This window comes from Janthinobacterium sp. NKUCC08_JDC, from assembly GCF_019345575.1.
Classification (GTDB): domain Bacteria; phylum Pseudomonadota; class Gammaproteobacteria; order Burkholderiales; family Burkholderiaceae_D; genus Janthinobacterium; species Janthinobacterium aestuarii.
On the sequence record NZ_JAHKQW010000002.1, the window covers coordinates 335417 to 346890 of the forward strand.

The 11474-nt window shown below is 62.3% G+C and carries 9 protein-coding genes; 3 read left to right on the forward strand and 6 right to left on the reverse strand.

The annotated features are described in order from the left end of the window. Positions 1-98 precede the first annotated feature (98 nt). The 3 genes from KO538_RS07565 to KO538_RS07575 form a co-directional block, all read right to left on the reverse strand. Positions 99-2297, reverse strand: a complete 2199-nt coding sequence (locus tag KO538_RS07565; protein WP_219327921.1) for a TonB-dependent siderophore receptor — start codon at positions 2295-2297, stop codon at positions 99-101. 94 nt (positions 2298-2391) lie between these two features. Then, positions 2392-3399, reverse strand: a complete 1008-nt coding sequence (locus KO538_RS07570) for a FecR domain-containing protein (RefSeq protein ID WP_219327922.1) — start codon at positions 3397-3399, stop codon at positions 2392-2394. Then, positions 3396-3905, reverse strand: coding sequence for a sigma-70 family RNA polymerase sigma factor (locus KO538_RS07575; RefSeq protein ID WP_219327923.1), 510 nt, complete (start codon positions 3903-3905; stop codon positions 3396-3398). The genes KO538_RS07570 and KO538_RS07575 overlap by 4 nt, the downstream gene beginning before the upstream one ends. Before the next feature lie 239 nt (positions 3906-4144). On the opposite strand from KO538_RS07575, the gene ffh reads away from it, so the two are divergent. Together ffh and KO538_RS07585 are read left to right on the forward strand one after the other, a co-directional pair. Beyond that, entirely contained in the window at positions 4145-5512 is a 1368-nt protein-coding gene (ffh, locus tag KO538_RS07580; RefSeq protein WP_034746567.1) for a signal recognition particle protein, read from the forward strand. 431 nt (positions 5513-5943) lie between these two features. Then, entirely contained in the window at positions 5944-6339 is a 396-nt protein-coding gene (locus KO538_RS07585; protein ID WP_071650146.1) for an SWIB/MDM2 domain-containing protein, read from the forward strand. A gap of 147 nt (positions 6340-6486) precedes the next feature. Here KO538_RS07585 and KO538_RS07590 read toward each other — a convergent pair whose 3' ends face one another. Then, positions 6487-7104 (reverse strand): lytic transglycosylase domain-containing protein, encoded by a 618-nt coding sequence (locus KO538_RS07590; protein ID WP_219327924.1) that lies wholly within the window; start codon positions 7102-7104, stop codon positions 6487-6489. Next, the gene (locus KO538_RS07595; protein ID WP_219327925.1) at positions 7101-8840 is read right to left on the reverse strand and encodes a proline--tRNA ligase; all 1740 of its coding nucleotides are present in this window, start codon (positions 8838-8840) and stop codon (positions 7101-7103) included. Before KO538_RS07595 ends, KO538_RS07590 begins: the two co-directional genes overlap by 4 nt. A 204-nt stretch (positions 8841-9044) precedes the next feature. On the opposite strand from KO538_RS07595, the gene KO538_RS07600 reads away from it, so the two are divergent. Next, on the forward strand, positions 9045-9677 hold the full coding sequence (locus KO538_RS07600; RefSeq protein ID WP_219327926.1) for an RNA pyrophosphohydrolase: 633 nt from the start codon (positions 9045-9047) through the stop codon (positions 9675-9677). A 100-nt stretch (positions 9678-9777) separates the two neighbouring features. Here the strand turns inward: KO538_RS07600 and mqo are convergent, their stop codons facing one another. Beyond that, complete coding sequence (gene mqo / locus KO538_RS07605; protein ID WP_257620215.1) at positions 9778-11376, reverse strand: malate dehydrogenase (quinone); 1599 nt, start codon at positions 11374-11376, stop codon at positions 9778-9780. Between the last annotated feature and the right edge of the window lie 98 nt (positions 11377-11474).

An 11474-nucleotide genomic window follows, 5' to 3' on the forward strand; every position in this document is an offset into this window, starting at 1 on the left:
TGTGGCATACGCTGGCTCACACCGTCGCGGGCCAGATTCAACTGCACTTCCATAAGCCATGCATCCTTCATCAAGATAGATCATTCAAAAGCGGTTATTTACAGTTTGTAGTTCAAGGTCAGCATCAGGTTGCGCGGCGCTCCCACCATGTTGCCGAAGACATCGGAATAGATGCTCTGGTAATAGTGCTTGTCGAGCGCATTGTTCACGTTCAGGCGCAGCTCGGCGCGGCTGTCGATCTGCCACGCCGCGTTCAAGCCCACGATCGCGTAGCGGCCCTGGCGCAGATGGTAGGTGCCGTCGTTTGATTCGGTCGCGCCCTGGCCGTACACGGAAGCGCCGACGCGCCAGCCCTGCGCCGCGCCGGACAGGCGGTAGCTGGTGGCCAGCTTGAGCTGCTGGCGCGGATAGCGGCTGTTGAAATCCTTGCCGATATTGGCCGGATCGCTGTCGCGCTTGAATTGCGCCTTCACATAGGTAAAACCGGCCGACAGCTGCCAGTCGGGCGTCAGCGCGCCCGCCACGTCCAGCTCCACGCCTTCGCTGCGCACTTCGCCCGACGCGCGCTGGCAATAGCCCCACGTGCTGCCCGGGCAGGGGTTCGGGCCGGCAAGGTCGTCCACGCCGCGGTTTTGCTGGCGGATCTGGAACACGGCCGCGCTGGCATTGAGGGCGCCGCCGAAGTATTCGCCCTTCACGCCCGCTTCATAGTTGGTGCCGCTGATCGGCTTCAATGGCTGCGCATGGGCGTCGGTGGCCGCCTGCGGCTGGAAGATTTCGGTCCAGCTGGCGTACACGGAATGCTGCTTGTCGAGGTCATACACGACACCGGCGTACGGCGTGAATTCGCGCGCCACCGAGTAGCCGGCATCGTCCTTGTACCAGCTCACGCGCCCGCCCAGCACCAGCGACAGCGGGTCGGCCAGGCGCATGCGCGTGCCCGCATACACGCCGCTTTGCTCGGTGATGCTGGCCGTGCGCCACTGCGCGTAGTTGATGACGGGACGCGCCACGCTGCCCGCATCCCAGTTGAACGGGTCGAGCACCGGCGCCGCCGCGCCCCAGCTGTACGGCGCCCAGCCACCATAGCTGTTTTTCGACGAACGGCGGTGGCTGGCGCCGACGGTCAGCTCGTGCTCGCGGCCGAACAGGCTGTAGCTGCCGCTCGCATACGCGTCATAGCTGGTATTGGCCAGCTCGGCGCGGTAGCTTTGCGAATTGAAGCGCAGGGTGTCGCCACGGCGGTTGATGCCGGAAAACGTCGTGTCGATCTCGGGCGTCTTGCGCGTGGCTGCCAGCTTGGCTTTCCAGCCATTGGCGAAGCGGTGCTCCAGTTCGGCGAAGATGGTTTTATCCGTCTGGCGCCAGTCATCGAAGTCGCTGCCCAGGTAAGTGGAACGGGGCAAATTCAAAAAGCGGCCGTCTGCGGCCGTTACCACGCCCGTCGAGACGCCGTCGTTGTCCGTCTTGCGGTAGTGGGCGCCCACCGTCAAGGTGGTGTCGGGGCGCAGGTCCGCTTCGATGATGCCATACAGCTGGTGGTTGCGGCCATGCAGCACGTCGACAAAATCCTTCTTGTCCTGCACCGTCACGACGACGCGCCCGCGCAGGGTCTTCGCTTCGTTGAGCGCGTTGGCCGCATCGGCTTCCAGGCGGTAGTTGCTCCAGCTGCCCACGCTGGCCGAGAATGACGCTTGCGGCGTGGCCGTCGGACGCTTGCGCACCATGTTGATGGCCGCGCTGGGCGTGCCGCTGCCCGTCATCAAGCCCGTGGCGCCACGCACCACCTCGATGCGGTCATAGATGGCCAGGTCGTCATTGTCGCCATTGAAGGTGCCGTTCGCGCCCAGGCTGGTAGGCAAGCCATCGAACAGGATGTTGTCGATTGGAAAGCCGCGTGCGCTGAAACTGCCCGAATCGCCCGTAAAGTTGCCCTTTTGCATGACCAGCCCCGTGATCGACTGCACGGCGTCGTCCAGGGTCGTGATGCCCAGGTCGTCGATCTGCTGGCGCGTCAGCACGCTGACCGATTGCGGCGTTTCGCGCAGCGACAGGTTCAGCTTGGTTGCCGTATTGCTCACGCCCGTCGTGTACGAGCCGCTGCCTTCCGTTGTCGCATCGCGCCCCGCCGTGACGGACACGCCGAGCATGGTCTGTTCGGCGGCGGGGGTGGCTGGCGCCTGCTGCGCGATGGCCGGCAGGCTGGCGGCCAGGCACAGGACCGCAGCCGCTTGCGCCAGCGGACGCAATGCGCAGTGATGAGATGGCAAACTGACAAAATTCAAAGCGTGAGACATGCAAGTTCCTGATAGTAGTGGCGTCATCAGACGGTGAAAAACAGGCGCCCTACTCTGTAGGTGCCGCGAAAACGAAAAACGGGCAGCCGGATGGCTAAATATTTTTTAATGACATGGCCGGTTCGACCGTCACCCAGTAGCGCGTGCGGCTGCGCACCTGCACGGGCAGGGAATTGGGCAGCATGTTCAAAATGCGCTCCGTGTCGGCCAGCGGGAACACGCCCGACAGGCGCAGCTGGGCCACTTGCGGCGCGCAGTCGATCACGCCGGGGCGGTAGCGGGCCAGGTCGGCCAGGAAATCGCCCAAGGTCACGTCGTCGACGATCAACTGCCCGCGCGACCAGGCGTCCGCATACGCACCGATGGCGTGCGGCGCGTCCAGCGCATGGCGGGAAAATGCCACGCCGTGCCCGGCCTCCAGCAGCAGGGGTGCGCCGCCGCCGTCGCGGGGACGGATTTCAACGGCGCTGTCAAACACGTCCACGGTGCTGTAGTCATCTTGCTGGCGCACGGCAAAGCGCGTGCCCAGCGCGCGCACCATGCCTTCGCGCGTGGCCACCACCAAAGGCGCGCCGCTGCCGGCGCCATGGCCGCTGGTGACGAGGATTTCGCCGGCCAGCAGCTCGATCAGGCGGCGGCTGGCATCGAAACGCACGTTCACGGCCGATCCCGTATTCAGGCTGAGCACACTGCCATCGTCCAGCGCCACCTCGCGCCGCTCGCCCGTGGCCGTGCGGTAGTCGGCGCGCAGGACGCGCACGCCATCCCAGGCATCCGTCTGCGCGGCCAGCATGCCGCCGCCGGCCGCCACGCCCAGCCACGCCAGCAACTGGCGCCGCTTGCCGTTGACGGCTTTCTGCTGCGTGCCGGCCAGCGCCTGCGCGGCCGCACCGCGGTGCAAGCCGTTGAAGCGCTGCGACACGGCTTCGATATGCCGCCAGGCCCGCTCATGTTCCGGATCCGCCTCGCGCCAGCGCTGCCAGGCGGCCTGTTGCGCCGAATCCATCTCGCCCGACATCAGCATGGTCAGCCACTCGGCCGCCTGCTGCTGCACGTCCTCGCGGATGGCCGCCGCAGCAGCAGCATTGCCCACCTTGCTCATGCCGGCAGCGAGAAAAACACCTGGCGGTTGGCGCGCGTCAGGTATTGCTTGACCGAGCTGGCCGAGACGTTCAGGCGCGCGGCGATCTCGGCATAGCTGAGCCCTTCCAGTTGCGCCAGCAGGAACGCCGTGCGCACGGGCGCGGGCAAGCCAGCCAGGGCCTGGTCGATTTCCTGCAAGGCTTCCAGCGCCAGCAGCCGCTCTTCCGGCGCGGGCGCCACTTCGGGCGGCAGGCAGGCCAGCGCTTCCAGATAGGCGTCTTCCAGCACTTGCCGGCGGTGGCGGTGCGCCACCAGGCGGCGTGCGATGGTGGCCAGGAAAGGCCGCGCTTCACGGATCTGCAGCGCGGCATCGGCCGTCAGCACGCTGACGAAGGTGTCTTGCGCCAGGTCCGCCGCCTCGCCCGCATTGCCCAGCTTATGCCGCAGCCAGCCCTGCAGCCAGCCGTGATGGCTGCTGTAGAGCGCGTGCAGGTCTTGTTGCTGTGCAAAATCGGCGGCCGACATGGCATCCCTTTCCGCCCGGGCGTGCGGCGCCCGAGAATGTAAATAAGAATTATTCTCATTTTAACCGCGTTCCTGCCATTCATGCAATCGCGGCATTGCCAGAAATACCAAGTAATTCAAACGCCGGCCAACCGCCAGGCGGTGCAGCGCGGGACCGCCAGCCACCCGTGATGGGGTAAAATGGCGCCCATCGTCCGGCTTTCGCCGCCCACTCCCAAGCTTTTCATTGCAGGTTCATCATGCTAGATAATCTCACCCAACGGCTTGCCAAAGTCGTCAAGACCATGCGCGGCGAGGCGCGCCTGACCGAAGCGAACACCGCCGACATGCTGCGCGAAGTGCGCCTGGCGCTGCTCGAAGCCGACGTCGCCCTACCCGCCGTGCGCGAATTCATCGCCAAAGTCAAAGAAAAAGCCATGGGCGAGGATGTCATTTCCTCGCTCACGCCGGGCCAGGCCCTGGTGGGCGTGGTGCAGCGCGAGCTGGCCGCCCTGATGGGCGCCGACCTGGGACCGGAAGCGTCGCAGATCAGCTTTGCGCAGCAGCCGCCCGCCATCATCCTGATGGCCGGTCTGCAGGGTGTGGGTAAAACCACCACCGTCGGCAAGCTGGCGAAGTACCTGAAGGAAGAAAAGAAGAAGAAAGTGCTGACCGTCTCGGCCGACGTGTACCGTCCCGCCGCGATCGCCCAGCTGCAATCGGTCACCGCCCAGGTGGGCGCCGACTTCTTCCCGTCCACCAGCACGGACAAGCCGGTCGATATCGCCCTGGCCGCGCTGGACTGGGCGAAAAAGCATTACCACGACGTGCTGATCATCGATACGGCGGGCCGTCTCGGTATCGACGAAGAGATGATGCGCGAAATCGCCGCCGTCCACGGCGCCGTGAAACCGATCGAAACCCTGTTTGTCGTCGACGCCATGCTGGGCCAGGACGCCATCAACACGGCGAAAGCCTTCAATGATGCCCTGCCGCTGACCGGTATCGTGCTGACCAAGCTCGATGGCGATGCGCGCGGCGGTGCGGCCCTGTCCGTGCGCCACATCACGGGCAAACCGATCAAGTTTGCCGGTGTCTCGGAAAAACTCGACGGCCTGGAAGCGTTCGACCCGACCCGCATGGCCAACCGCATCCTGGGCATGGGCGACATCCTCGCCCTGGTGGAAGAAGCGCGCAAGGGCGTCGACAGCAAGGCGGCGGCCGACCTGGCGCAGAAGATCAAGGTCGGCGGCAAGTTCGACATGAACGACTTCAAGGCGCAACTGGGCCAGATGAAGAAAATGGGCGGCATGGCCAACCTGATGGACAAGCTGCCGGCCCAGTTCCAGCAGGCGGCAGGCGGCAAGAACATGGATCAAGCCGATAAACAGGTGCGCCGCATGTGCGGCATCATCGACTCGATGACGCCGCAGGAACGCGCCAAACCTGAACTGATCAAGGCCACGCGCAAGCGCCGCATCGCCGCCGGCGCCGGCGTGCAAGTGCAGGAAGTAAACCGCATGCTGACGCAATTCGAGCAAATGCAGACGATGATGAAGAAATTGTCGGGCGGCGGCATGATGAAGATGATGCGCAGTATGAAAGGCATGATGCCTGGCATGAGGTAAGGCTTCAAAATCCGCTGCGCGGTGGTCTTTGCGGCCGGCGATGCTCACCGTACTTTAGTACGGTTGCGCTTCTCGGCCACAATTACCATCCGCTCGCTATGATTTTGAAGGCCTTTTTTACGCCGCGTGAGACGTAGTTCAAGTCAAAAAACATCGTTCTAAATAGTGCCGGATTGCATTTTCATGTGTCCGGCATCCTTTCTTCCCTCCCTCCGCAGCGCCCCTCCCCGCATAGCCAGCAACCATGCCATTTACGGGCAAAAACGCCGTTCTGCGCTCCCAAGCGGTGCGCCCGGGCGACAGCATTGCCATTTCCCTGCTTTTTCCTCGTGAAAACGTGAAAAACACTTGCATACTAGGTAAATCCACACCAATATTAGCCGTGCGATTAATTGCGCAATTTCCCATGTGTTTGTTAAGGAGGCTCGAAGATGGCAACAGCCAAAAAAACCCCAGTAGCAGCGCCAGCCAAAGCAGCAGCAGCCAAGCCTGCAGCCGCCAAGAAAGCAGCACCCGCAGCCAAGGCAGCAGCTAAACCAGCAGCGGCGAAGAAAGCGGCAGCACCGGCAACACCACGCAAGCCAAACGCAGCATTCATGAAAGCAATGACGCCATCGAAAGATCTGGCCGCCGTTGTTGGCGCAGCACCACTGCCGCGCACGGAAGTGACCAAAAAGGTATGGGATTACATCAAAAAACTCGATCTGCAAGATCCGGCCAACCGCCGCATGATCAATGCGGACGACAAGCTGAAAGCAGTTTTCGGCGGCAAAGCCCAAGTCTCCATGTTTGAAATGACCAAACTGATCTCCGATCATTTGAAATAATCAGATACGCACAGGGCGTCTACGCCGTGTGAGTGCCCCGCCGCTTTACTGCGAGCGGGGCATTTTTTTGGGCATTTTGGGGTCAGACCCTCAACACCGTTAACACAGAGCTCTGCGCCAACGCTGCCGGGGGTCTGACCCCAGCCTTCATTTGAATTCCCACTGCTTCCAAGCCGCCCGCACGGCATTCGGATACTCGGCCCTGCCCCGGCTGCCGTTGTACCGCCCCAGCGCCAGGTATAAATCACCCTTTTCCATATCCAGGTACATGCGCAGGATCGCGCAGCCGTAGCGCAGATTCGTCTGCATATGAAACAGCTTGCTGCGGTCATGGTCGCCGATGACGCCCGTCCAGAATGGCATCACTTGCATGTAGCCGCGCGCGCCAGCTAGCGAGACGGCGTATTTGCGGTAGGCCGACTCCACCTGAATCAGGCCCAGCACGAGGGCCGGCTCCAGGCCCGCGCGGCGCGATTCGTACCATACGGTTTCCAGGAATTCCGTGCGCAGCTGGGCGTCCGGCAGCTTGCGCTGCAGGCGCGACGACATCTGCGCCAGCCATTGCTGGTAGCGCTGCAAGTCGGCGGGCGTGGCAAATTTGGGTTGCGGCGGGCGTTCGTCGCGGATCGCGTGCGACAGGGCCAAACGGACGGAGTCGGCCAGCGCCTCTTCCTTCTGGTTGCCGGCCTGCGCCGGAGAGACGCAGGCCAGACAGGCGGCCAGCGCGAGCGCGCCAGCCGTCTTGCTTACGGATAGACGCTTCACTGCGCCATTTGGCCCTGGATGAAGGCGACGATCTCTTCCGGCGCCACGCCGGTCGCTTCCGCGTCGCGGCGGCCCTGGTATTCCAGCTTGCCTTCTTTCAGGCCGCGCTCGCCGATGACGATGCGGTGCGGCACGCCGATCAGCTCCCAGTCGGCGAACATGGCGCCTGGACGCAAGCCGCGGTCGTCGACGATGACGTCCACGCCAGCGCCTTGCAGGGCCGCGTACAGCTTCTCCGTCTCTTCCTTGACCAGTTCGCTGCGGTCCATGCCCATCGGGCACAGCACGACCTCGAATGGCGCGATCGACGCGGGCCAGATGATGCCCTTGTCGTCGAAGTTCTGTTCGATGGCGGCGCCCAGGATGCGCGTCACGCCGATGCCGTAGCAACCCATCTGCAGCGGCGCAGGTTTGCCGTTTTCATCGAGGAAGGTGGCTTTCATGCTTTCCGAGTACGCCGTACCCAACTGGAACACGTGGCCCACTTCGATGCCGCGCTCGATCGCCAGTGCGCCCTGGCCGTCCGGCGAAGCGTCGCCGGCGACGACATTGCGCAAGTCGGCCACGATGGCAGGCTCGGCCACGTCGCGGCCCCAGTTGGCGCCCGTGTAGTGGAAACCGGCGTCATTCGCGCCGCACACGAAGTCGCTCATGTGGGCGACCGTGCGGTCCGCCACCACGGTGACGGGCGCTTTGGTGCCGATCGGGCCCAGGTAGCCGGGAATCGTGCCGTAGACTTCCAGGATTTCCGCTTCCGTCGAGAAACGGTGACCGGCCAGGCCGGCAACCTTGCCCACCTTGATCTCGTTCAATTCATGGTCGCCGCGCAGCAGCAGCATGAAATGCTGTTTCGTGACTTTCTCGTCCTTGCCCGTCGTTTCCACGGTCAGGGCGATCGTTTTCACGGTGCGCGACAGCTCGATACCGAGCAGGGTAGCCACGGTTTCGCACTTGACGGTGTCCGGCGTGGCCGTTTTCGTCAGTGCCTGGGCGGCGGCCGGGCGCTCGCCCGCTGGCGGCAGCGCTTCGGCCGCTTCCATGTTGGCCGCGTAGTCGGACGTCGGGCAGTACACGAGCGCGTCTTCGCCCGTGTGGGCGATGACGTGGAATTCGTGCGAACCGGAACCGCCGATGGCGCCGTTATCGGCTGCCACGGCGCGGAATTTCAGGCCGAAACGCGTGAAGATGCGCGTGTAGGCGTCAAACATGACCTTGTACGACGCTTGCATGCCGGCCAGGTCGCGGTCGAACGAGTACGCGTCCTTCATCGTGAATTCGCGGCCGCGCATCAGGCCGAAGCGTGGGCGGCGCTCGTCGCGGAACTTGGTCTGGATATGATAAAAATTCAACGGCAACTGGCGGTAGGACTTGATTTCCGTGCGCACGACGTCCGTGATGACTTCTTCCGACGTCGGCTGGATCGCGTATTCGCGGCCGTGGCGGTCTTTCACGCGCATCAGTTCGTCGCCCATCTTGGTCCAGCGGCCCGTCTCTTGCCACAGTTCGGCTGGCTGCACGAGCGGCATCAGCAGTTCGATACCGGCGGCTTTGTTCATCTCGTCACGGATGATGGCTTCCACCTTGCGGATCACGCGCAAGCCCATCGGCATGTAGGTATAGATGCCGGAACCGAGGCGTTTGATCATGCCTGCACGCATCATCAATTGGTGGCTGACGATTTCCGCGTCAGAAGGTGCATCTTTAAGTGTGGAAATAAAAAAACGGGAGGCGCGCATAACGGTGAATTCTTTTTAAAAAGAGAGGGTTATAATCAACCTAATTTTAAAGGATTAGCTGGCTGATGCGTCCATACTTTACACAAATGCGCTCAATTGGTGCGATTCCGGCGCTTTTCGCACCCCGAAAAGGTCACCGGCTTGCGAAGTTGTGGGTAATTATGTAAAAAAGGACGCTCTGTCGCAGAAAGTTTGAGGTGCATTATGCTCGACCGTGAAGGGTTTCGGCCCAACGTCGGCATCATCCTGCTAAACGCCCAGAACGAGGTGTGGTGGGGCAAGCGGGTGCGCGAGCACTCATGGCAGTTTCCGCAAGGCGGTATCAAATATGGCGAAACACCGGAACAAGCCATGTTTCGCGAACTTGAAGAGGAAATCGGACTCAGACAGGAACACGTCAAAATTGTCGGCCGCACCCGCGACTGGCTGCGCTATGAAGTGCCAGACCACTTCATCAAGCGCGAGATTCGCGGCCATTACCGTGGCCAGAAGCAGATTTGGTTTCTGCTGAGAATGTGCGCGCGCGATAACGACGTCAATCTGCGCCTGACCGACCATCCCGAGTTCGACGCCTGGCGCTGGCATGAATACTGGGTCCCGCTCGATGTCGTCATTGAATTTAAACGCGATGTGTACCAGCGCGCCTTGCAGGAGCTGTCCCGCTTCCTGACCTGGCCCGTGCATGGCAACGCACAGCAAGCGCACCGCCACACGTCGCGCTACCTGCGCCAGCCCCATGCGCCACGGGCACAGGACGGTACGGCTGTGGCCAAGCCTTGCGACGGCATTACCGCCGAAGGGTGTACGCCGGAGCTGATTCTGCCGGGCAAGGAGTAGTCCGCCGCAATGAACGCACTCTCCCACGCAAAAGGGGCAGCCTGAACAGGCTGCCCCTTTTTTCATGCCGGCAGGAAACTCCCCTGCCGGTCAGGCTGACTTAGTTTGCCGCAGGTGCCGGCGCAGCGGCGGGAACATCCAGGGTGATGGCTTTGAGGCCCAGGATATTGCTGCTGTAGTGGCGGATCTTGTTGGCCAGGGCCGGGTCGTTGTTCAGCTTTTGACCGTACGACGGCACCATTTCCACCATCCTCGCTTGCCACTCCGGCGTGGCCAGGCGGCTCTTGAATGCCGTTTGCAGCACCTTGATCATGATCGGCGGCGCGGTCGAAGCGCCTGGCGAGGCGCCCAGCAGGGCGACGATGCTGCCATCGGCGGCGCCGACGACTTCCGTGCCGAACTGCAGCAAGCCGCCTTTGACAGGGTCATCCTTGACGATCTGCACGCGCTGACCGGCGTTTTGCAGGGTCCAGTCTTCCATCTTGGCGTTCGGCAGGTATTCGCGCAGGGTCTTCAAACGGTCTTCCGGCGAGTTCATGACCTGTTCCACCAGGTATTTCGTCAGCGGAATATTGTCGTAGCCGGCTTGCAGCATCGGTTTTACATTGCCCGTGCCGATCGAGGCAGGCAAGTCGATCCACGAACCGTTTTTCAGGAACTTGGTCGAGAAGGTGGCAAACGGGCCAAACAGCAGGGCTTTCTTGCCATCGATGATGCGCGTGTCCAGATGCGGCACGGACATCGGCGGCGAACCGACGGATGCCTTGCCGTAGACCTTGGCCGCATGCGCCGCCACCAGTTCCGGATTGGTCGTCACCAGCCATTGGCCGCCGACCGGCACGCCGCCGTAGCCCTTGGCTTCAGGAATGCCCGATTTTTCCAGCAGCGGCAGCGAACCGCCGCCGGCGCCGATGAAGACGAACTTGGCGCGCATGGTCTTTTCCTTGCCTGCGTTCAAGTCTTTCACCGTCACGTTCCACACGCCATCGGCGCCGCGCTGGATGTCTTCCACCTGGTGGCGCAGGTGCAGGACCATGCCGTGGCTGTCCGTCAGGTATTTCACGAGACCGCGCGTGAGGTTGCCGAAATTGACGTCGGTACCGATTTCCATGCGCGTCGCGGCCACTTTCTGGCCCTTGTCACGGCCTTGCATGACGAGCGGCGCCCACTGCTCGATCTGCGCCTGGTCTTCCGAGAACAGCATGCCCTTGAACAGGTTTTCCTTTTGCAGCGCGGCATAGCGCTTCTTCAAAAAGGAAATATTGTCGTCGCCCCACACAAATGCCATGTGCGGCACATTGTTGATGAAGGTTTGCGGCGCGCCCAGGTGCTTGTTGGCGACCTGATAGGCCCAGAATTGCTTGGAAATTTCGAATTGCTCGTTGATGGCAACGGCTTTCTTGGTCTCGATGCTGCCATCGGCCGCTTCCGGCGTGTAGTTCAGTTCCGCAAACGCCGAGTGGCCCGTGCCTGCGTTGTTCATCGCGTCCGAGCTTTCGGCGGCCACGGAATCGAGGCGCTCGACCATTTCCATCGTCAGCGACGGATCGAGTTCCTTGAGCATGCTGCCCAGGGTGGCGCTCATGGTGCCGGCGCCGATCAGCAGCACGTCGACCGGTTTTTCGGACGAGGCCGGAGGGGTCTTGTTACATGCCGCCAGGATCAGGCACGACATCAAAAGTAATAGCGATTTACGCATACGTAACTCCGTTTATGAATACTGAAGGATGATTCTTGCGCGCCACCGTGACGGCACCATCGCTGTATGGAATGCAAACAGCCAGCCAGCCGGAACGC